Genomic DNA, 20,523 nt, shown 5'->3' on the forward strand with positions numbered 1-20,523 from the left:
CAGAAATGCATTCGGCGCTGTGTTCAACAGCGCCGTGTGTGATTACTTGATCAGGCCAACCCGCGAGAAATTCGGCAGGTGACTGAGTTTAGGTTCCGGCCAGCTCATCCAGACTGCGAAGGCCTTGCCGACGATATTCTTGTCGGGAACCATGCCCAGCAGATCCTTGGGAATGCTCGGATCATCCCAGTAGCGACTGTCGTTCGAGTTGTCGCGGTTGTCGCCCATCATGAAGTAGTGCCCGGCAGGCACGGTCCACGAACGGTCCGGCGTTGCGCGGTAACGGCTCATTTCCTTGCGGATCAGGTGCTCGGCGACACCGAGTTTTTCCTTGTAGAGCTCAGCGCTGCCCAACGTGCCCGGCTCGGAGCCGACCAGTTGTTCGGCAATCGATTCACCGTTGACGAACAGACGCTTGTCGGCGGTGTAACGAATCTGGTCACCCGGCAGGCCCACCACACGTTTAATGTAGTTGACGTTCGGATCGCTCGGGTAGCGGAACACCATCACATCGCCGCGCTGTGGATCACCCACTTCGATGACTTTCTTGTCGATCACCGGCAAGCGGATCCCGTAAGAAAACTTGTTCACCAGAATGAAGTCGCCAACGTCCAGGGTCGGTTTCATCGAGCCGGAAGGAATCTGGAACGGTTCCACCAGGAACGAACGCAGTACCAGCACGATGAACAACACCGGGAAGAACGACTTGCCGTATTCGACCAGCAGCGGCTCTTTGTTCAGTTTCTCGACGACCACCATGTCAGCCTGGCTGACACTCCCCTGATAGGAGTTGATGGCAGCCCGGCGCCGTGGCGCCAGGAAAACCAGATCGAGCAACGCCAACAGGCCGCAGACGAACACGGCGATGACCAGCAACAGCGGGAAATTTAGTGACATAGGACCTAACTATCCAACCTGAGCACTGCAAGGAAGGCTTCTTGTGGAATTTCCACGTTACCGACTTGCTTCATGCGTTTCTTACCGGCCTTTTGCTTCTCAAGCAGTTTCTTCTTACGGCTAACGTCACCGCCGTAGCATTTGGCCAATACGTTCTTTCTGAGCGCCTTGACAGAGGTCCGCGCAATAATCTGCCCGCCGATGGCGGCCTGGATCGCGACGTCGAACATCTGACGTGGAATCAGTTCTTTCATCTTCTCGGTCAACTGGCGACCTTTGTAGTGCGCGTTATCCTTGTGCACGATCAACGCCAGGGCGTCGACCTTGTCACCGTTGATCAGCACATCCAGTTTCACCAGATTAGCCGATTGATAACGATCGAAATGGTAATCCAGCGAAGCATAGCCACGGCTGGTGGATTTCAGACGGTCGAAGAAGTCCAGGACCACTTCGTTCATCGGCAAATCGTAGGTCACTTGAACCTGGGTACCGAGGAACAGCATGTCGTGCTGTACGCCACGCTTCTCGATGCACAGGGTAATGACGTTGCCCAGGTGCTCTTGCGGCACAAGAATATTGGCCCGCACGATCGGTTCGCGCATGTCTTCGATCGAGGACAGGTCTGGCAGCTTCGACGGGTTGTCGACGTAAATCGTTTCGCCGGTTTTCAGCAGCAGCTCGAAAATTACCGTCGGTGCCGTGGTGATCAGATCCAGGTCGTACTCGCGCTCCAGGCGCTCCTGGATGATTTCCATGTGCAGCATGCCGAGGAACCCGCAACGGAAGCCGAAGCCCAGGGCGTCGGAGCTTTCCGGGGTGTATTGCAGGGACGAGTCGTTGAGCGTGAGCTTTTGCAGGGCTTCACGGAAATCTTCGAAGTCGTCGGAACTGACCGGGAACAGGCCGGCGTATACCTGCGGCTGAATGCGTTTGAAGCCTGGCAGCACGTCGACGTCCGGCGTGGAGCTCAAGGTCAGGGTGTCACCGACCGGTGCACCGTGAATGTCCTTGATGCCAGCGATGATGAAGCCCACTTCGCCGGCTTTCAGGTCAACGGTGGCGGTGTGTTTCGGGTTGAAGACACCGACGCTGTCCACGAGGTGGATCTTGCCGGTGGACTTGACCAGGATTTTGTCGCCCTTCTTCACACGACCGTGGCGCACGCGAACCAGGGAAACAACGCCCAGGTAGTTGTCGAACCAGGAGTCGATGATCAACGCTTGCAGCGGATCTTCATAGTTGCCGGTCGGCGCAGGAATGGTCTTGACCAGACGCTCCAGCACTTCGTCGACGCCCAGACCGGTCTTGGCACTGCACTCGACCGCATCGGTGGCATCGATGCCGATGATTTTTTCGATTTCTTCTTTCACGCGGTCTGGATCGGCCTGAGGCAGGTCGATCTTGTTCAGGACCGGCATCACTTCCAGGCCCTGCTCAATCGCGGTGTAGCAGTTGGCTACCGACTGCGCTTCAACGCCCTGACCGGCATCGACCACCAGCAACGCGCCTTCACAGGCCGCCAGCGACCGGCTGACTTCATAGGTGAAGTCGACGTGGCCCGGGGTGTCAATGAAGTTCAGCTGGTACTTGATGCCATCGCGAGCGGTGTAATACAGGGTGACGCTGTGGGCCTTGATGGTGATCCCGCGTTCACGTTCCAGGTCCATGGAGTCCAGAACCTGGGCTTCCATTTCGCGCTCGGCAAGGCCGCCACACATCTGGATGAAGCGATCGGCCAGCGTCGACTTGCCATGGTCAATGTGGGCGATGATGGAGAAATTGCGGATATGACTCAAATCACTCACGGATCAACACTCAAAAAGGCTGCAGGCATAGCCCGCCGAAAAATAGCCGGGAATTGTACCTGATCCACGGCGCAAGCGTCACGTTCGCAGGTCAGACAGCGCCTACAAAAACGCCCCGGTCTTGCGACAGGGGCGTTTTGAGTGACCTGCAAAGTCAGAAGAAACCCTTGATCAACCGGCCCGGCGCAACAACCAGACCCCGGCCAAGGCACAAACACCCGCCGGAACAAGCACCGCAAACAGTGGCGAGAAACCGAAGACCAGGCTCGACGGGCCGAGCAAATCCTGAACGATACGGAAGGTGAAACCCACCAGCACGCCAGTGAACACTCGCTGACCGAGGGTCACCGAGCGCAATGGACCGAAGATGAAGGAAATCGCCATCAGTACCAGAGCGGCGGTGACCAGCGGCTGCAACACCTTGACCCAAAATGCCAGCCAGTAACGACCATTGTTCAGGCCCTGATCAGCCAGGTAGTGGATGTAACCCCACAGACCGCTGATCGACAGCGTGTCAGGCGACATGACCACCGTACTCAACAGCTGCGGACTCAAGGCGACATTCCAGCGCTCGTCCGGGGTGGTGACCACTTCGGTGCTCTTTTCATGGAACAGCGTGGTGGTGACGTCGCTCAATTGCCAGTGATCCTGATCGAACTTCGCCCGCTTGGCGAAGCTGGAAGACAGCATATGACGCTCATTGTCGAAACGATAACGGGTGACGCCGTACAGCAGACCGTTGGGTTGCACCGAGTTGACGTGAATAAACTCATCGCCCTGGCGGTGCCACAAACCATGCTTGGCGCTCTGCGCATCACCGCCACCCTGAGCCAGGGAGCGATTGGCCTGAGCGGTGACTTCGGTGGCCGGCGCAACGTATTCGCCGATCAGCACACCCACCACCATCAGGATCAGCATTGGCTTCATGACCGCCCAGACGATTCGTCCGATCGACACGCCCGCAGCGCGCATGATGGTCAGCTCGCTGTGACTGGCCAGACTGCCGAGGCCTATCAGGCAACCGATCAACGCCGCCATCGGCAACATATCGTAAAGACGACGCGGCGCGGTCAGCAGGACATAACTCAACACGTCGACCAGGGTGTAGGTATCGCTGGCATCCCCCATCTCATCGATGAACGCAAACAGTGTGGCCAGACCGAGAATGATCCCCAGTACCGCCAGAATTGCCACGAACACACTGCTACCAATGTAGCGATCGAGCTTATCCACGAGCCACCTCCAGCGCGCTGCGGCGACTCGCCAGCTTCAACTGCAAGGGTTCCCAATAGAGCAAGCCCAGGCCGATGGCCAGGAAGATTGCGTGCACCCACCACAACCCCAGAGCTGGCGGGATTTTGCCCTTTTCAAGGGCGCCGCGGGCGGCAATCAGAATGGACAGGTAAGCCATATATAGAAGAATCGCCGGCAGCAGCTTGAGGAAACGACCCTGACGCGGATTGACCCGCGACAGCGGCACCGCCATCAGGGTCACGATGAAGACCAGCAATGGCAGGGATAGACGCCATTGCAGTTCGGTGCGGGAGCGAATGTCATCGCTGCCGATCAGGGAACGGGTGGTCATCGCATCTCGGTCGGTCACTTCGTCGCTGACGTCCGGCTTGGGCAGCAATACGCCGTACTCCTCGTACTTGATCGCCCGGTAGTCGGCCTGACCCGGATTGCCGTCATAGCGATAGCCGTTGTCGAGAATCAGGTAACGGTTGCCGTCGGGGCGAATTTCCTGACGGCCCTTCTCGGCCACCAGCACGGAAATCCCGCGATCCTTCTTATCGGAATTGACGTTCTTCTGCGAAATGAATACGCCACCGAGGTTGATGCGATCATCCGACAGCGTTTCGGTGTAGGTCACCCGTGTCCCGTCACGCAGCGCCTGGAAGCGACCCGGCTCGAGGGTGTCGAACTCGGTCAGGGCATCCTGCTTGTTCAACAGCAACTGGAACTGATTGGCACCTTGTGGCGCCAGGCTCAGGCTCAACCACGCCACCACCAGTGCGACCAGGGTGGCTGGAAAAAGGGTCATGGTAAACAGACGCTGCTGGCTCATGCCGGTGGCAGACAGCACCGTCATTTCGCTTTCAAGGTACAGGCGACCATAAGCCAACAGGATCCCGAGAAACAGGCCCAACGGCAGAATCAGTTGCAGGAAGCCCGGCAGACGGAAACCCATGATCAGGAATAGCGAGCCCGGATCCAGGAGGCCAGAGGCCGCCTGGGCGAGGTATTTAATGAAGCGACCGCTCATGATGATGACCAGCAGCACGGCGCTGACGGCGCTCAAGGTCAACAGGACTTCGCGGGATAGATAACGGAAGACGATCAAACCAGACACTCCAGGGTTGTCAGGCTAAGGCGGCCAAACAAGCAAACGTATCGGGCAGCCCGCAAGACAGAGCCGCCGAAAAAAGTTGGCGCATTATCCTGTGATTGGGTGCGCCTGTCACTGCGCATGCTCAAGCAGGCGGGTAAAGCGCTGAAGATCGTACGACCGAGGGTTGTCAGGCTCGGGGCACGAGGTTCAAACTGCGGCCTTTGTCGCGGGCCGTGACCTGCGCCTTTCTATTTATAAGCAAGCTCGAATGATGCCGTCGAGCTCTTGCGTGTTGACCATTAATTCAGGGACCCGGACATGGAACTGGTTGTAAAAAGCGTTAGCCCAGAAACGTTGAAAACCGCCACTCTGGTGGTCGCCGTCAGCGAAGGCCGCAAGCTCGGCGCCGTCGCCAAACAACTCGACGAACTGAGCGGTGGCGCCATCAGCGCTGTGCTCAAGCGCGGCGACCTGGCTGGCAAAGTCGGTCAGAGTCTGTTGCTGCACAGCTTGCCGAACCTCAAGGCTGAGCGTGTGCTGCTGGTCGGCGTTGGCAAGGACGAAGAGTTGGGCGACCGCCCGTTCCGTAAGATCATTGCCGGCATCCTCAATACCCTCAAAGGCCTGGGCGGCAGCGATGCGGTGCTGGCCCTGGACGAAGTCGCGGTCAAAGGCCGCGACAGCTACGGCAAGACCCGCCTGCTGGCCGAAACCCTGGTGGACGGCGAATACACGTTCGACCAGTTCAAGAGCCAGAAAGCCGAACCTCGCGCCCTGAAGAAAATCACTTTGGTGACCATCAAGGCTGCACAGGCTGAAGTCGAGCGCGCCGTGGCCCACGCCACCGCCATCGCCAACGGCATGGCGTTCACCCGCGACCTGGGCAACCTGCCGCCGAACATCTGCCACCCGACGTTCCTCGGTGAGCAGGCGAAGAACCTGGGCAAAGAATTCAAAAGCCTGAAAGTCGAAGTCCTTGATGAGAAGAAGATCAAGGACCTGGGCATGGGCTCGTTCTACGCCGTGGGCCAGGGCAGCGCCCAGCCACCGCGCCTGATCGTCATGCAATACAACGGCGGCAAGAAATCCGAGAAGCCGTATGCACTGGTCGGCAAAGGCATCACCTTTGACACGGGTGGTATCAGCCTGAAACCGGGCGCCGGCATGGATGAAATGAAGTACGACATGGGCGGCGCTGCCAGCGTATTTGGCACCCTGCGTGCCGTGCTCGAGCTGAAACTGCCGATCAACCTGGTGTGCATCCTGGCCTGCGCCGAGAACATGCCGAGCGGCAACGCTTCGCGTCCTGGCGACATTGTCACCACCATGAGCGGCCAGACCGTGGAAATCCTCAACACCGACGCCGAAGGCCGTCTGGTGCTGTGCGACGCCCTGACCTACTCCGAGCGCTTCAAGCCGCAAGCAGTGATCGACATCGCGACCCTGACCGGCGCTTGCGTCGTTGCGCTGGGTTCCCACACGTCGGGCCTGCTGGGCAACAACGACGAACTGATCGGCCAACTGCTGAGCGCCGGCCAATCGGCTGACGATCGCGCCTGGCAACTGCCGATGTTCGATGAGTACCAGGAACAGCTGGACAGCCCGTTCGCCGACATCGCCAACATTGGCGGCCCGAAAGCCGGCACCATCACCGCTGCCTGCTTCCTGTCGCGCTTCACCAAGAACCTCAACTGGGCGCACCTGGACATCGCCGGCACGGCCTGGACCAGCGGCGGCAAGGACAAGGGCGCCACTGGCCGTCCGGTTCCATTGCTGACCCAATACCTGCTGGATCGCGCCAAAGCCTGAAACCGATGACCTCGGGCGGCGTCACTTCCGGGTGACGCCGCTCTTGGCTCAGGAACCGCAATGACCAAAGTCGACTTCTATATCCTGCCCAGCGCCGATCCTTCGGCACGGCTGGATTTCGCCTGCAAGCTCACCGAAAAAGCCTGGCGCATGGGCCACCGCATCTATCTGCATTGCAGCGATGCTGCACAGCGCGACGATCTCGATGCGCGTCTGTGGGCCTTCAAGGGCGAAAGCTTCGTGCCTCATGGCCCCGCTGAAAATGAGCCGGACGGTTTGATTGTGTTGGGCTTTGGCGATGACTGCGGTCCGCATCAGGACCTGTTGGTCAATCTCGCCCTGAAAGTCCCGGCATTCGCCAACAAGTTCGCCCGTGTGGCGGAAGTGGTGGTGGAAGATCCGACGATTCGACAGGCCGCGCGGGAGAGTTTCCGTTTCTACCGCGAACAGGGCTATCCTCTGCAAGATCACCGTTTACAGCGACTCTGAGCATTCCGATGGACACTCCAAAACCGCAGCAAAAGTCCGCGCACCTGCTGGATGACCTTGAGTCGATCCGCCAACTGCTCGGCGATGACAACCTGCAACCACCCTTGCTTACCGATACGGTCGAGGAAGGTGATCAGGAACAGATTCCGATGCTGTTCGATACAGTCGGCGCCAGCTCGCCAACCCTCGAACCGGCGCCACCCGCCCCTGCTACCCCTGCCGCCCAACCGGCGCCCGCCGCCAGCAGGGGTCCCGACGACCTACTGCACCTGGATAGCGAACTGCGCGCCGCCGCGCAATTGATCATGCAAGACGTGATCGACGACTTCGCCCCGCACATCGAAACCGAAATCAAACGCCGCCTCAGCGCGCGGATGGAACGGCTCCTCAGCCAGTACAACGACTGAACCGAACACAAATCCCTGTGGAAGCGGGCTTGCTCGCGAATGCGGTCTGACATTCAACAATTATGCTGACTGACACAACGCCTTCGCGAGCAAGCCCGCACACATTGGATCTGCGGCGCCTTTGATAACGCGCCCTGTCTGCACTCACTCGCCCTACGCCCCATGCCCCGCTATACTTGCCGGCTTTTCCTGAATAAATGCCAATAGGGTCCCGCCGCGCATGGATAAGACCTACCAGCCGCACGCCATTGAAACTTCCTGGTACAACACCTGGGAGTCAGAGAATTACTTCGCCCCGCAAGGCGCGGGCGAGTCCTACACCATCATGATCCCGCCGCCGAACGTCACCGGCAGCCTGCACATGGGTCACGGCTTCAACAACGCGATCATGGACGCCCTGATCCGTTTCCGTCGCATGCAGGGTCGTAACACCCTGTGGCAGCCGGGTACCGACCACGCCGGTATCGCCACGCAAATGCTGGTGGAGCGCCAACTCGAAGCCCAGGGCCAGAATCGTCACGATCTGGGCCGTGAGAAATTCCTCGAAAAAGTCTGGGAATGGAAGGATCAGTCCGGCGGCAACATCAGCCGTCAGATCCGCCGTCTCGGCTCGTCCGTGGACTGGGGCCGCGAGCGCTTCACCATGGACGACGGCCTCTCGGAAGCCGTTAAAGAAGCCTTTGTGCGCCTGCACGAAGACGGCCTGATCTACCGCGGCAAGCGTCTGGTCAACTGGGACACCAAGTTGCACACGGCAATTTCCGACCTCGAAGTGGAAAACCACGACGAGAAAGGTTTCCTGTGGAACCTGAAATACCCGCTGGCCGACGGCGCCAAGACTGCTGAAGGCCAGGATTACCTGATCGTCGCGACCACTCGCCCGGAAACCATGCTCGGCGACGCCGCCGTAGCGGTTAACCCGAACGATGAACGCTACCAGGCCCTGATCGGAAAATTCGTCGAGCTGCCGCTGGTCGGCCGCCGCATTCCGATCATCGCCGATGATTACTGCGACCCTGAATTCGGCACCGGTTGCGTGAAAATCACCCCGGCCCACGATTTCAACGACTACGAAGTCGGCAAGCGCCACAACCTGCCGCTGCTGAACATCTTCGACAAAAACGCTGCTGTATTGCCGGCCTGTCAGGTGTTCAACCTCGACGGCACGCTGAACGAAAGCATCGACGGCAAGATTCCGGCTGACTACGCCGGCCTTGACCGCTTCGAAGCGCGCAAGCAGATCGTTGCTGCGTTCGATGCTGCCGGCCTGTTGGTCAGCGTCAACGACCACGCGCTGAAAGTGCCGAAAGGCGACCGCTCCGGCACTATCATCGAGCCGTGGCTGACCGACCAGTGGTACGTGTCGACCAAGCCTTTGGCTGAGCCTGCCATCGCCGCCGTTGAAGACGGCCGCATCGCGTTCGTGCCGAAACAGTACGAAAACATGTACTTCTCGTGGATGCGCGACATCCAGGACTGGTGCATCAGCCGTCAGTTGTGGTGGGGCCACCGGATTCCGGCCTGGTACGACGAGTCGGGCAAAGTCTATGTCGGTCGCGACGAAGCCGAAGTACGTGCCAAGCACAACCTCGGCCCGGACGTTGCGCTGCAACAGGACAACGACGTTCTCGACACCTGGTTCAGCTCGGGTCTGTGGACGTTCTCGACGCTCGGCTGGCCTGAGCAGACCGAATTCCTGAAGAAATTCCACTCCACCGACGTGCTTGTGACCGGTTTCGACATCATTTTCTTCTGGGTTGCCCGGATGATCATGCTCACCATGCACTTGGTGAAAAACGAAGACGGCACGCCGCAGGTTCCGTTCAAGACCGTTTATGTTCATGGCCTGGTGCGTGATGGCCAGGGCCAGAAGATGTCCAAGTCCAAGGGCAACGTTCTGGACCCGCTGGACATCATCGACGGCATCGAGCTCGAAGACCTGGTTCAGAAACGTACCTCGGGCATGATGCAGCCGAAACTGGCGAAGAAGATCGAGAAGCAGACCCGCGACGAGTTCGCCGACGGCATTGCCAGCTACGGCACCGACGCCCTGCGTTTCACCTTCTGCTCGCTGGCGTCCACCGGTCGCGACATCAAGTTCGACATGGGCCGCGTCGAAGGCTATCGCAACTTCTGCAACAAGATCTGGAACGCCGCGCGCTACGTGCTGGACAAGGGCGAGGATTGCGGTCAGAACGGCGAAGCTTACGAGCTGTCGCTGGCGGATCGCTGGATCATTTCGCAGCTGCAACGCACCGAAGCCGAAGTGACCCGTCAACTCGATCAGTTCCGTTTCGACCTGGCTGCACAAGCCCTGTACGAGTTCATCTGGAACCAGTATTGCGACTGGTACCTGGAACTCTCCAAGCCTGTGCTGTGGGACGAAAACGCGCCGGTCGAACGTCAGCGCGGCACCCGCCGCACGCTGGTTCGGGTGTTGGAAGTCGCGCTGCGTCTGGCACATCCGTTCATGCCGTTCATCACCGAAGAAATCTGGCAGCGCATCGCGCCGCTGGCCGGTATCGAAGGCAAGACGATCATGCTGCAACCGTGGCCAGTGGCCAATGAAGAGCGCATCGATCCGGCGGCCGAGAACGATATCGAGTGGCTCAAGGAACTGATGCTCGGTACGCGCAACATCCGTGGCGAAATGAACATCGGACCGGGCAAGCCGCTGAACCTGTTCCTGAAAAACGTCAGCGCTGAAGATCAGCGTCGTCTGACCGAGAACGAAGCCCTGCTGAAAAAGCTGGCTCGCCTCGAATCGATCACTGTGTTGGCTACCGGCGAAGAAGCTCCGCTGTCCGCCACCGCACTGGTTGGCGAGATGGAAGTGCTGGTGCCAATGGCTGGCCTGATCGACAAAGATGCTGAGCTGGCGCGTCTGGACAAGGAAATCCTGCGTCTGCAGGGCGAAGTTCAGCGGGTTGGCGGCAAGCTGTCCAACGCCGGTTTCGTCGACAAGGCCCCGGCCGAAGTCATCGAGAAGGAACGCGCCAAACTGGCTGAGGCCGAACAGGCTTTGGGCAAGTTGGCCGAGCAGCATGCGCGGATTGCCAGTTTGTAACGGTAAATCGCAATGAAAGAGGGAGGCCCGCAACGGTCTCCCTTTTTTGTGCCTGCCATTTTCGCTTTCTGTAGGAGCGAGGCTTGCCCGCGAAGAACGATAACGCGGTATGTCGGTTTGACCGCGTCGCGGCTTTCGCGGGCAAGCCTCGCTCCTACGGGATCCCCCGCGCGGCCATTGTCTGTGGGACAATACCCGCCACTTTTAGCCATACCCGAATCGACCACGCCCATGAACGCCCCCCGCACACCAAGACCTGCGCGCAAGAAGCCTGACTCCGCCACCCCGGCCAAAGCCGTGGAACCGCGTGAAAAGGCCAGCCTGCACCCGCGCAACCGCCATCAGGGTCGTTACGACTTCCCGGCGCTGATCAAAACCACGCCGGAACTGGCGAAGTTCGTGATCATCAACCCGTACGGCAAAGAAAGCATCGACTTCGCCAGCCCGGACGCTGTGCGGGTGTTCAACCGTGCGTTGCTCAAGTCGTTCTACGGCGTCGCCCATTGGGACATCCCCGCCGACTACCTCTGCCCACCGGTTCCGGGCCGTGCCGATTACGTGCACTTCCTGGCCGACCTGCTAGCCAGCGTCAACGACGGCGAGATCCCTCGCGGCGCGCCGGTCAAGGTGCTGGATATCGGCATGGGCGCCAACTGCGTCTATCCGTTGATCGGCTACAGCGACTACCGCTGGCACTTCCTCGGCTCGGAAATCGACCCGACGGCCGTGGCCGCTGCCAAAGCCATCGTGCAGTCCAACGGGTTGAACAAAGCCATCCAGCTGCGCCAGCAAAGCAACCCCAAGCACATTCTGTTGGGCCTGCTCGAACCCGGCGAACGCTTTGACCTGACCATGTGCAACCCGCCGTTCCACGCCTCGATGGACGAAGCGACCAAAGGCAGCGAGCGTAAATGGCGCGCCCTGGGTCGCGCCGACCCAAAACGCAAACTGCCGGTGCTGAACTTTGGCGGTCAATCGGCAGAATTGTGGTGTGAAGGTGGCGAAGCACGGTTTGTGACGCAACTGATCGCCGAGAGCGCACATTTCCAACATAAAGTGCTTTGGTTCAGCACCCTGGTGTCGAAAGCCTCAAACCTGCCGGCGATCCAGACGGCGCTGAAAAAGGCCGGCGTACTGGAAAGCCAGGTTGTGGAAATGTCTCAGGGGCAGAAGCAAAGCCGCTTCGTCGCCTGGACCTTCCAGACCAAATCCGAGCAGCAGGTCTGGCGCGAACGTTGGGCTCGCAAAAGCTGAGTAGCGGCTTAAACAGCAATTGGCCCTTGGTCAGTCGCTGAATCGCTGAATCGCAGACACAAAAAAGCCGTGCCCGGATCACTCCGGAGCACGGCTTTTTTTACTGCGTCTTACTTGTTAACAGCGTCGGTCAGGCCTTTGGCCACAACCAGCTTGATAACTTTCTTGGCAGCGATTTCGATGGCAGCGCCAGTCGAAGGGTTGCGGCCGGTACGGGCAGGACGCTCAGTCACTTTCAGTTTGCCGATACCTGGCAGAGTGATTTCGCCGCCGTTTTCCAGCTGATCGGCAACGATTTGGCCCAGTTGGTCCAGAGCGTTACGCGCGGTGGTTTTTGGCGCGTCGATAGCTTCAGCGATGTCGGCGATCAGTTGGTCTTTAGTAAGAGCCATGTAGTGTTCCTTCCCTATCAAATTCATATGGATTGCAGAGTGCAGTGTCAGCCATCGAGCCCGATCTTCTGGATCTGGCACCCTCGGCCAATAACCACTGGATCGGGGTTATAGATACCGAAATCAGGGTTTGGTTCGACCTGACAAATGCTGAATGCACGCTTAACGCTGTGACTTCGCGTAAGACCGGGCAAAACTAGCACAGGGACGGGGAAATATCCGCCTCTAGCTACCCATTTGGTCAGCTTTATTACTCTAAAACTGTAAAAAACAGCATAAGCGCTATCGGACACCTGCGAATTGCCCTTCGTGCCGCGCCAAAACCAGTGGTTGCGGTACACTTGGCACTTTTTGGGGGAGCACGCCCTCCTCTCTTCAATCAGCCGAGAAGCCCATGCCGATCCGCCATTGCATCGTCCACCTGATCGACAAAAAACCCGACGGCACGCCCGCAGTCCTCCACGCTCGCGATTCCGAACTGGCCGAGTCGAGCGCCATCGAGTACATGCTTGCCGACCTCAATGAGAGCTACAACGCCAAACAAGGCAAGGCCTGGGGTTTCTTCCATGCTGAGTCCGGGGCGCATCCGTTCAGCGGCTGGCTGAAGGAATACCTCGAGGGCGGCAAGGATTTCACTGCGTTCAGTCGGGTGGCGGTGGAACACCTGCAAAAGCTGATGGAAGAGTCGAACCTCTCTGTGGGCGGCCACGTGCTGTTTGCCCATTATCAGCAAGGCATGACCGACTACCTGGCGATCGCCCTGCTACACCACAGTGAAGGCGTTGCAGTGACTGATCAGCTGGACGTGACCCCGTCCCGGCACCTGGACCTGGGGCAACTGCACCTGGCGGCACGGATCAACGTGTCCGAGTGGCAGAACAACAAGCAGTCCAAGCAATACATTTCGTTCATCAAAGGCAAGAACGGCAAAAAGGTTTCGGAGTATTTCCGCGACTTCATCGGCTGCCAGGAAGGCGTCGACGGCCCCGGCGAGACCCGCACCCTACTCAAGGCTTTCAGTGACTTCGTCGAAAGCGAAGACCTGCCGGAAGAATCCGCCCGCGAGAAAACCAAGACACTGGTGGATTACGCCAGCAGCCAGGCAAAACTGGGCGAACCCATGGGCCTGGAAGAACTCTCGGAGCTGATCGACGAAGAGCGCCCGAAAGCCTTCTACGACCACATCCGCAACAAGGACTACGGCCTGTCGCCGGAGATTCCGGCAGATAAACGTACCCTCAACCAGTTCCGCCGCTTCACCGGCCGCGCCGAAGGCCTGTCCATCAGCTTCGAAGCGCACCTGCTGGGCTCGAAGATCGAATACGACGAAGAAGCCGGCACGCTGATCATCAAAGGTCTGCCGACTCAACTCACCGATCAACTCAAGCGACGTAGCTGATGCTCGGCGGCGTACTGAAGAAATGCCTGCTGATCCTGCTGGTGGTCGTGGCCTACCAGAACTGGGGCAAGATCGAGCAGGTGTTCCATCCGGCGCAGGTGGTGTCGGAACAGACTCAGGCCAAGGCCAACGTCGTGCTCTACGCCACTGAATGGTGTGGTTACTGCAAACTGACCCAGCGCTTTCTCGATCAGAAAGGCATTCCCTATAAGGAGTTCGATATCGAGAAGGATGCCACGGCGCGCAAGGCCTACGAGGCGTTGGGTGGCGGCGGAATTCCGATCATCGATGTGAACGGGACGTTGATTCGCGGGTATGACCCGGACGCCATTCTCGCCGCACTGAAGTAAACACAAATCCCTGCTCCTACAAAGGCGTGGGGCTCAGCGTTTTTCGATGCGGAACCCGAACCGCGGGAAGTGCACATGCACAACACCGCCCCGCTCGTCTTCACGACGCAGAATCAACTCTTCACTGCCCGCAAACAGCAACTCACCCGCCACCGGGTCAACGCCGTAATCGATGGCGGCAATGACCACCTGCTGGCCAGCCTCAAAACCATTCGGCTCGTCGAATTGCTCCTCCGGCAATGCGGCCGGTGTGGCATTGCGCGCAACCTCCAGCGCCTCCTCGGACGTCATCTCGCTGAACGCGCCATGACCGAAGCCCAGCACGCGACCCAGCCACGCCGAAACCGCTGGATAAGCATCGACCAACGGTGAAGTGACGGGCGTGGCTTTGAGGAACCACAACGGATGGACCAGGGCGAAGTCGGCAATCGACGGTTCACCGAACAGGAAGTCGCCCTGCTCACGCTGAAGCTGTTGCTCCAGACGCGTCATGATGGTCGGCCATTGATGCAGGGCCTGCTCTGCCGACAGCCGTGTGGCGCTGCCACCGCTGAACAACTCCGCGCGATCGGCAATGAACGCCTTGATCGCTTCCGGTGGCATATTGCCGAAGCGCACGGCGATCGATTCCGGTTGAAACACCAGGCTGACCGCGTGCTGAAACACCACCGAATCCGCCCATGCGGCGAACGTGGCGGTGATCATTTCCTGACCTTCCGGGAAGAACGCCGGCAAGGCTTTTTCCTGTTCCAGACGACGGGCGATCAGCGAGGTGTCGCAATAGATATCCGCGCCAATCTGCAACACCGGCGTCTTGCGGTAGCCGCCGGTCAGCGCGGTCAGATCGGGTTTTGGCATCACCGGCGAGATCTTCACCGAGCGCCAGGACAACCCTTTGAAGCCCAGCAGCAAGCGGGCCTTTTCAGAAAAAGGGGACGTCGGGTAATGATGCAAAATCAACTCGGACATGCTCGGCTCCGCCGCACGGATAAGGAATCCGCAGCTTAGCGCGCATTCCCTGAGCAGCCCAGCCATCTGCCTGATGGGCGCTTATCAGTCAGATTGATAAGCCCGCAGCAGCACTCGCCACCAGGCATTCCTTGGCACTTTTCTTGAGTTTTTTGATCAGCCGTTCCTGACGCAGCGCTTCGCTTTTATCGCGGCAGGCTTCGGTGTAGACCAATGCCACGGCAGGGCTGGAGAGAAAAAAGCGCGCGCCCTTGCCGCTCTGGTGGGTGGCGAAGCGACGCACGGGGTCATCGCTGATCCCGCAGTAGAGCGAACCATTGGCCGCGCGAACGAGGTAGACGAACCAGGGTTTGCTGACAGGCAGCGTCGGTTCGGCGGCAGTGACGGAAGATTCGCTGGCGGTGTTCACGTGACGATCAAGGCTTGAAAGGAAACAAGCCGCGATCTTATCAGCGACTGGCCTGGAATGCCTTCAGACCCTTCAAGGCTTGCGCGCGCACGGCGTTTCTCACCGCCGGCGTCCAGCCTAACAACAGCCCTTTGAAACCCAGCGCCTGTCGGGACCAGGCCCACATATCGAAGCTGTCGTGATGCTCGCAAATCTTGCCATCGCGAAAAACAAAACGCGCCTGAATGTCGTTGACCACGGTGTTGCCGGTCTGGCTGAACAGGTACGTCGCCACCCAATGGGCGCCGCCCGTGCGCTCATCGCTGCGCACGTTATCGAACGTCAGGGAAAAATCCTTGGCCCGGGTGGTGAGCATGCGCCACATGTCGCCGGCCTCTTGGCCGCGCAGTTCGCCGAACGCCGGATCACTGAACACCACGTCGTCGGTATAGCAGGCGCTCATGGCCTCGGCATCCAGCCGCTGGAAGGCTTGGTAGAACTGGGTGATCAAAGCGTTGTGGGCATCACTCATGGACAGGCTCCCTCTGGATGTGCAAATAGATGCGCAAAGTGGTTTCAAAAGATTGCCTGCACGATAGTCAACAAAGGCGCGAAACACTATCGGCATTCGTGGAACGAATACCGACAGTGTGCGGGTGTCAGACCTTTTCGCTTTCGACCTGGACGTACAGCGAACGTCCGGCGCCGAGACCGGCGATGATCGCCCCAAGGCCGATGATGCCGAAAATCCAGCCCAAGGCGTTCCAGCCGCCGGTCCAGTCATGCACGATACCGACCGCGAGCGGCCCCATGGACGCCAGGGTGTAACCGAAGCCTTGGGCCATGCTCGACAGGTTCGCCGCGACATGGGCGTCCCGCGAACGCAACACAATCAGGGTCAACGCCAGACTGAACGCACCGCCCTGCCCGAGACCCAGCAGGATCGCCCAGCCCCACAAGCCTTCGATCGGTGCGTATAGGCAACCGAACAAGCCGCCAAGGGTCAGCAGCATGACGATGACGATCGCCAGACGCTGATCCTTGCCACGCGTCGCCAGCCATGGCGCCGCCAGTGAACTTGCCAACTGAACGATGACCGAGCCTGATAGCACCAGACCCGCCTGGGTCGGCGTCAGGCCGCGACCGATCAGGATCGACGGCAACCAGCCGAACACGATGTAGGCCAGAGAAGATTGCAGGCCCATGTAGAGCGTCACTTGCCAGGCCAGTGGATCACGCAGTAGACCGCGAACCCGATACGCGACGTTGTGCGCGCCGTGTTTCTGGCCGACTTGTGGCAACCAGAAAATCGCCGCGACCAATGCCGGTACCACCCAGAAACCGAGGCCCAAGGCCCAGTTCTTGTCGAAATGCTCGCTCAACGGCACGGTCGCGCCCGCGGCCATCGCCGCCCCAAGGCACAGGGCCATGGTGTAGACGCCGGTCATGGTGCCCGCGTGCTTGGCGAAGTCGCGTTTAACGATGCCGGGCAGCAATACGCCGATCACACCAATGCTCGCGCCGGCCAGCACGCTGCCGGCAAACAGGCCGATCTCACCGAACGAACTGCGCAGGATGATCCCGCCGGCCAACATCAAGAGAATGCCCAACACCACTCGCTCGGCGCCGAAACGTCGTGCCAACACGGGCGCCAGCGGTGCAAACAAACCGAGGCACAGCACCGGCAACGTCGTCAGCAAACCGGCCTGGGCTGCCGACAAACCGAGGGTTTTCGAAATCTCGCTGAGCATCGGCGCCATGCTTGACAGCGCCGGGCGCAGGTTCAGCGCCACCAGAATCAGGCCCAGCAACAACAGCCACGGGCGGCGCAGGATCGGGTGACTTTGCTGGACCTGTTCGTCATCCGCCTCGGCGTCGATCAGCAGCTCTTTGAGCTCCGCCGTGCGCTTGGCTTGGGGGATGCTGCTGTTGTTGACCTGCTGGCTGGACATGGGGTTCTCGGTTTCAAGGTTCATTGATCAACTGCCTCGACAGGGCTTTGGCCCGTTCCGGGTCGCGTTGCTCGACGGCATCAAGCAGTTCGATATGGAGGTCGAACACTTCTTGGCGTCGAGGTGAAATGTTCAGGGTTTCGCGCAAATGCGCACCGACGACGCTGGAGAAATAGCGGTACAACTCGCTGAGCGTCGGGTTGTGTGCGGCGTCAACCAGACGGCGGTGGAACACCAGATCGCAGGCGATATACGTGTCGAGATCGCCGTGGTAGTGACTGCCACTGACGCCCAACGCCTCGCGCAATGCCACCAGGTCTTCGTCGGTACGACGCAACGCGGCCAGGCCGATGGCCTCGACTTCCAGAATGTGCCGAGTTTCCCGGGCCTGTTCATGGGAGCAGCGAGACAACGCCTTCATGGTGTCGAGCGGATCGACCACCGCCCGCAGGTAGCTGCCATCGCCCTGACGGATTTCGATCAACCCGGAAAACGCCAATACGCGCATGGCTTCGCGCACGGTGTTACGGCTGATGCCCAGTTCGGCGGACAGCTCTGGCTCGGTGGGCAAGCGTTGGCCGACGACCCAAACGCCTTCATTGATGCGCAGGCGGAGCTGGTCCAGCGCCTGATCGACCAGGGATCGTTTAACTAATGGAGAAATGTCTGACATGGAATTCGCCCTTTCATCCAATCATAGGATGAATTTTCTGACATCTTAGTCAGCTACGTGTAGGACGGCAACCGCCTACGGTCAGGGAGAGGGAAATGGAGCGGGATTTTCGATTAGTCAAAATTACCCTTTAAGGGTAATTTTAGGGATAGGTTCAAGATTTCTTATGGAGAAGAACACACCCCATTACAACCTGGCGGTGATCAAGGAGGATGCCAGGCGGCTTGGGAAAAACGCATTTACCACGACTGCACGGAAAAACGGCAGAGACCTGGGTTTCAGCATCAAGGAAATGCAGGAAATCGTTTTCGAATTACACAGCAGGATGTTGTACAAATCGATGACGACCTATAGCGATCATCGGGTTTGGCAAGACGTGTACCACATCACTTCGCACGATCTGGAGATTTACATCAAGGTCACTTATTGCTCAGGCGGTGAACCTCCGGTGATCTCCTTCAAGGAGAAAAACCCATGAACACCAAACAATGCTTCAGTTGCGGGGCACCTGAAGGAATGCGGCACTTCGAAGGTCGAGGTGAAACCATGAGCGTGAAAGGAATGGAGCGCCGGATTGATGATTTGTCTGGATGGGAGTGCCAGGCATGCGGGGAAGTCATACTCAACCCCGGTTGCTCGGAGCGCTATTCAGATGCGTGCGACGAGTTGGTTATCGCCGGCAGACAGATGATCGGCAACGAGATGAAGCGCATCCGCCGCAAACTGCATTTGTCGCAAAAAGAAGCGGTGCTCCTGCTGTCCGGCGGCGGACACAATGCATTTTCGCGCTATGAGCGCGGCGAATTACTACCCCCCAAGGCGTTGATGGTGCTGATGCGCTTGCTTGATCGCTACCCGCATTTGCTCACCGATGCGCGAACCTTGGGCGAAGGCGCAGACTTGAGAGGGTTCAAGGACACAGTTCACAAAGAGCATGAAACGCTCACCGCATCCTGAACAGCAAACATAAAAAACCCGGCGCGAGGCCTAATGCCAGTCAGTTAAGCTGACTGGCATTTTTCTTTCTGATCGGATATTTCGGTGATTTGAGCCTTATGGCGCGGGGATAAATGCGCTCTTCCCGTCGATGCGGCAGAACATAATGCGGGGCAGAGGCGTGCAGCTCGGCCAGATATTTGGGGATGTTCCCGGAACGGTCGGCCGAAACGCTGTTGATAAACCCTAAAATTGCCCAAGTACACGCGGCAAAGCTCATTTCGCACGGGTAAATACCTGGACAGTGGCGGCTCATTTCCACCATCTGGTAGCGCAGCAGGTTGTAGCCCAGCAACACACCCCACAGTTCCTGCTCGATCATCTCGGGCGTCTTGCTACGCAATGTATAGCTGCTGTTGAGCAGCGTCTGTTTCATCTCGCGAAACCCTAATTCGATCTCCCATCGCTGGCTGTACAGGTCGACGATTTCGTCGGACGGGAAGCGTAGCGGATCGGCCATCGACGTCAGGATCTGACAAACCTTGCCCTTGACGGTTTTGCTCAGCAATCGCGCGGTCAGGCGCTCCGGCAGCCCCGGCCATTGCGTGCGGGCCTGCGGCGAAGTGCTCAACGAGACCACAGCGTCCTGGCGCCCCAAGCGCTGAATCACTTCGTACTGCGCACCTTTGCGCAGAGGCATCAGCCAATGCCGCTCGATGCCTGCTTGCTGCCACTGATGCAGCAAACCCAAGGAGTAAAAACCGCGATCGAACAGCGTCAGCGAGTGATCGGGCGTGGTTTCGATCAGTTGCTCCGCCAGTTTCATTTCGTTGCTGCGATAGCCATCCAACGCGCTGCCGATCAGCATGTGGCTGGTCAACTCCATTTGGCAGACCATGCGCACCTGGGGGAAACCGGTGTCGCCATGCTGGTTGCTGGCGGAATCGTAGCGCGCCCGATTTTCGGGTGTATCGGGCGTTCGCCATACGACACCGTCGACCCCCAGCAAACGCAAGCCTGCCCAAGTTGGGTGATCCACGGCCTCATGCCAACTTTTCTGAGTCAGATGGAAGACTTGTCGTACAGCTTCGCTGCCTAATCGCTGACGGGCCTGGACTACGGCGCTGGGCGCCACCAGCGGACGTTGTCCCGGCAGCATGATGTTCATGCGGCTGACCACATCCCAGGCCGACATGCGTCGAAAGAACGCCATGGAGATCACGCACCAAAGCATCATTTCCAGCGGCAAACGCCGCTTGCGCAGGGTCGCCACGCCGGCCTGTTCAAGTGCCTGCTCGACCAAAGATGGATCGAGTAAAGAATCCAGTCCCTCGATTGAGTTAGGGGTGGAGGCGATATTGTGGGTCAGTTCTAGGGCCCGAGCGAGACGCATAAAAAAATCCG

Annotated in this window: 20 protein-coding genes; 9 read left to right on the top strand and 11 right to left on the bottom strand. The window is 59.0% G+C overall.

The window, feature by feature from the left end; genetic code table 11:
- Window positions 1-42: 42 nt before the first annotated feature.
- The 4 genes from lepB to lptF form a co-directional block, all read right to left on the bottom strand.
- Complete coding sequence (lepB, locus tag QFX16_RS23705) at window positions 43-897, bottom strand: signal peptidase I (protein ID WP_283181569.1); 855 nt, start codon at window positions 895-897, stop codon at window positions 43-45.
- 5 nt (window positions 898-902) lie between these two features.
- Window positions 903-2,702 (bottom strand): translation elongation factor 4, encoded by a 1,800-nt coding sequence (gene lepA, locus QFX16_RS23710; RefSeq protein ID WP_008151572.1) that lies wholly within the window; start codon window positions 2,700-2,702, stop codon window positions 903-905.
- Window positions 2,703-2,873: 171 nt separating this feature from the next.
- Complete coding sequence (gene lptG, locus QFX16_RS23715; RefSeq protein ID WP_283181570.1) at window positions 2,874-3,935, bottom strand: LPS export ABC transporter permease LptG; 1,062 nt, start codon at window positions 3,933-3,935, stop codon at window positions 2,874-2,876.
- On the bottom strand, window positions 3,928-5,046 hold the full coding sequence (lptF, locus tag QFX16_RS23720; RefSeq protein WP_283181571.1) for an LPS export ABC transporter permease LptF: 1,119 nt from the start codon (window positions 5,044-5,046) through the stop codon (window positions 3,928-3,930). The genes lptG and lptF overlap by 8 nt, the downstream gene beginning before the upstream one ends.
- A gap of 306 nt (window positions 5,047-5,352) precedes the next feature.
- Here lptF and QFX16_RS23725 point away from each other — a divergent pair, with 306 nt between their 5' ends.
- The 5 genes from QFX16_RS23725 (at window position 5,353) to rlmF (ending at window position 12,060) form a co-directional block, all read left to right on the top strand.
- Window positions 5,353-6,843, top strand: a complete 1,491-nt coding sequence (locus QFX16_RS23725) for a leucyl aminopeptidase (RefSeq protein ID WP_283181572.1) — start codon at window positions 5,353-5,355, stop codon at window positions 6,841-6,843.
- 60 nt (window positions 6,844-6,903) lie between these two features.
- Window positions 6,904-7,332: a DNA polymerase III subunit chi gene (locus QFX16_RS23730; protein ID WP_283181573.1), complete on the top strand. Its 429-nt coding sequence runs from the start codon at window positions 6,904-6,906 to the stop codon at window positions 7,330-7,332.
- Window positions 7,333-7,340: 8 nt separating this feature from the next.
- On the top strand, window positions 7,341-7,739 hold the full coding sequence (locus QFX16_RS23735) for a DNA polymerase III subunit chi (protein WP_283181574.1): 399 nt from the start codon (window positions 7,341-7,343) through the stop codon (window positions 7,737-7,739).
- A 220-nt stretch (window positions 7,740-7,959) separates the two neighbouring features.
- Window positions 7,960-10,806: a valine--tRNA ligase gene (locus QFX16_RS23740; protein WP_283181575.1), complete on the top strand. Its 2,847-nt coding sequence runs from the start codon at window positions 7,960-7,962 to the stop codon at window positions 10,804-10,806.
- A 231-nt stretch (window positions 10,807-11,037) separates the two neighbouring features.
- Window positions 11,038-12,060 (top strand): 23S rRNA (adenine(1618)-N(6))-methyltransferase RlmF, encoded by a 1,023-nt coding sequence (gene rlmF / locus QFX16_RS23745; protein WP_056743581.1) that lies wholly within the window; start codon window positions 11,038-11,040, stop codon window positions 12,058-12,060.
- Between the two features lie 110 nt (window positions 12,061-12,170).
- Here the strand turns inward: rlmF and QFX16_RS23750 are convergent, their stop codons facing one another.
- A complete protein-coding gene (locus QFX16_RS23750; RefSeq protein WP_007905514.1) occupies window positions 12,171-12,452 on the bottom strand; it encodes an HU family DNA-binding protein in 282 nt (93 codons plus the stop codon).
- A 394-nt stretch (window positions 12,453-12,846) separates the two neighbouring features.
- Here QFX16_RS23750 and yejK point away from each other — a divergent pair, with 394 nt between their 5' ends.
- Together yejK and QFX16_RS23760 are read left to right on the top strand one after the other, a co-directional pair.
- Window positions 12,847-13,851 carry a nucleoid-associated protein YejK gene (gene yejK, locus QFX16_RS23755; protein WP_283181576.1) on the top strand — a complete coding sequence of 335 codons (1,005 nt, stop codon included), beginning with the start codon at window positions 12,847-12,849 and terminating at the stop codon, window positions 13,849-13,851.
- Window positions 13,851-14,201 (top strand): glutaredoxin family protein, encoded by a 351-nt coding sequence (locus tag QFX16_RS23760; protein WP_283181577.1) that lies wholly within the window; start codon window positions 13,851-13,853, stop codon window positions 14,199-14,201. The genes yejK and QFX16_RS23760 overlap by 1 nt, the downstream gene beginning before the upstream one ends.
- A 33-nt stretch (window positions 14,202-14,234) precedes the next feature.
- Here the strand turns inward: QFX16_RS23760 and QFX16_RS23765 are convergent, their stop codons facing one another.
- From QFX16_RS23765 to QFX16_RS23785, 5 genes are all read right to left on the bottom strand, one after another.
- Complete coding sequence (locus tag QFX16_RS23765) at window positions 14,235-15,170, bottom strand: glutathione S-transferase family protein (RefSeq protein ID WP_283181578.1); 936 nt, start codon at window positions 15,168-15,170, stop codon at window positions 14,235-14,237.
- An 88-nt stretch (window positions 15,171-15,258) separates the two neighbouring features.
- Window positions 15,259-15,579: a GIY-YIG nuclease family protein gene (locus QFX16_RS23770; RefSeq protein ID WP_150654740.1), complete on the bottom strand. Its 321-nt coding sequence runs from the start codon at window positions 15,577-15,579 to the stop codon at window positions 15,259-15,261.
- Window positions 15,580-15,619: 40 nt separating this feature from the next.
- Window positions 15,620-16,090, bottom strand: a complete 471-nt coding sequence (locus QFX16_RS23775) for a nuclear transport factor 2 family protein (RefSeq protein ID WP_283181579.1) — start codon at window positions 16,088-16,090, stop codon at window positions 15,620-15,622.
- 127 nt (window positions 16,091-16,217) lie between these two features.
- Complete coding sequence (locus QFX16_RS23780; protein ID WP_283181580.1) at window positions 16,218-17,534, bottom strand: CynX/NimT family MFS transporter; 1,317 nt, start codon at window positions 17,532-17,534, stop codon at window positions 16,218-16,220.
- Complete coding sequence (locus tag QFX16_RS23785; RefSeq protein ID WP_283181581.1) at window positions 17,524-18,183, bottom strand: FadR/GntR family transcriptional regulator; 660 nt, start codon at window positions 18,181-18,183, stop codon at window positions 17,524-17,526. Before QFX16_RS23785 ends, QFX16_RS23780 begins: the two co-directional genes overlap by 11 nt.
- 166 nt (window positions 18,184-18,349) lie before the next feature.
- On the opposite strand from QFX16_RS23785, the gene QFX16_RS23790 reads away from it, so the two are divergent.
- Both QFX16_RS23790 and QFX16_RS23795 read left to right on the top strand, forming a co-directional pair.
- Complete coding sequence (locus QFX16_RS23790) at window positions 18,350-18,661, top strand: type II toxin-antitoxin system MqsR family toxin (protein WP_283181582.1); 312 nt, start codon at window positions 18,350-18,352, stop codon at window positions 18,659-18,661.
- Window positions 18,658-19,140 carry a type II toxin-antitoxin system MqsA family antitoxin gene (locus QFX16_RS23795; RefSeq protein WP_283181583.1) on the top strand — a complete coding sequence of 161 codons (483 nt, stop codon included), beginning with the start codon at window positions 18,658-18,660 and terminating at the stop codon, window positions 19,138-19,140. Before QFX16_RS23790 ends, QFX16_RS23795 begins: the two co-directional genes overlap by 4 nt.
- 40 nt (window positions 19,141-19,180) lie before the next feature.
- On the opposite strand, the gene QFX16_RS23800 is transcribed toward QFX16_RS23795, so the two are convergent.
- Window positions 19,181-20,512: an IS4 family transposase gene (locus QFX16_RS23800; protein ID WP_283181584.1), complete on the bottom strand. Its 1,332-nt coding sequence runs from the start codon at window positions 20,510-20,512 to the stop codon at window positions 19,181-19,183.
- Between the last annotated feature and the right edge of the window lie 11 nt (window positions 20,513-20,523).

The organism is Pseudomonas svalbardensis (assembly GCF_030053115.1).
Taxonomy (GTDB): Bacteria; Pseudomonadota; Gammaproteobacteria; order Pseudomonadales; family Pseudomonadaceae; genus Aquipseudomonas; species Aquipseudomonas svalbardensis.

What these genes read in the sequence shown, in the direction of transcription:
- lepB (WP_283181569.1), bottom strand. Translation starts at nt 897, where the DNA reads ATGTCACTAAATTTCCCGCTGTTGCTGGTCATCGCCGTGTTCGTCTGC.
- QFX16_RS23780 (WP_283181580.1), bottom strand. Translation starts at nt 17,534, where the DNA reads ATGAACCTTGAAACCGAGAACCCCATGTCCAGCCAGCAGGTCAACAAC.
- QFX16_RS23795 (WP_283181583.1), top strand. Translation starts at nt 18,658, where the DNA reads ATGAACACCAAACAATGCTTCAGTTGCGGGGCACCTGAAGGAATGCGG.
- QFX16_RS23775 (WP_283181579.1), bottom strand. Translation starts at nt 16,090, where the DNA reads ATGAGTGATGCCCACAACGCTTTGATCACCCAGTTCTACCAAGCCTTC.
- QFX16_RS23765 (WP_283181578.1), bottom strand. Translation starts at nt 15,170, where the DNA reads ATGTCCGAGTTGATTTTGCATCATTACCCGACGTCCCCTTTTTCTGAA.
- QFX16_RS23760 (WP_283181577.1), top strand. Translation starts at nt 13,851, where the DNA reads ATGCTCGGCGGCGTACTGAAGAAATGCCTGCTGATCCTGCTGGTGGTC.
- QFX16_RS23735 (WP_283181574.1), top strand. Translation starts at nt 7,341, where the DNA reads ATGGACACTCCAAAACCGCAGCAAAAGTCCGCGCACCTGCTGGATGAC.
- QFX16_RS23730 (WP_283181573.1), top strand. Translation starts at nt 6,904, where the DNA reads ATGACCAAAGTCGACTTCTATATCCTGCCCAGCGCCGATCCTTCGGCA.
- QFX16_RS23740 (WP_283181575.1), top strand. Translation starts at nt 7,960, where the DNA reads ATGGATAAGACCTACCAGCCGCACGCCATTGAAACTTCCTGGTACAAC.
- QFX16_RS23750 (WP_007905514.1), bottom strand. Translation starts at nt 12,452, where the DNA reads ATGGCTCTTACTAAAGACCAACTGATCGCCGACATCGCTGAAGCTATC.
- QFX16_RS23790 (WP_283181582.1), top strand. Translation starts at nt 18,350, where the DNA reads ATGGAGAAGAACACACCCCATTACAACCTGGCGGTGATCAAGGAGGAT.
- yejK (WP_283181576.1), top strand. Translation starts at nt 12,847, where the DNA reads ATGCCGATCCGCCATTGCATCGTCCACCTGATCGACAAAAAACCCGAC.
- QFX16_RS23725 (WP_283181572.1), top strand. Translation starts at nt 5,353, where the DNA reads ATGGAACTGGTTGTAAAAAGCGTTAGCCCAGAAACGTTGAAAACCGCC.
- QFX16_RS23800 (WP_283181584.1), bottom strand. Translation starts at nt 20,512, where the DNA reads ATGCGTCTCGCTCGGGCCCTAGAACTGACCCACAATATCGCCTCCACC.
- rlmF (WP_056743581.1), top strand. Translation starts at nt 11,038, where the DNA reads ATGAACGCCCCCCGCACACCAAGACCTGCGCGCAAGAAGCCTGACTCC.
- QFX16_RS23785 (WP_283181581.1), bottom strand. Translation starts at nt 18,183, where the DNA reads ATGTCAGACATTTCTCCATTAGTTAAACGATCCCTGGTCGATCAGGCG.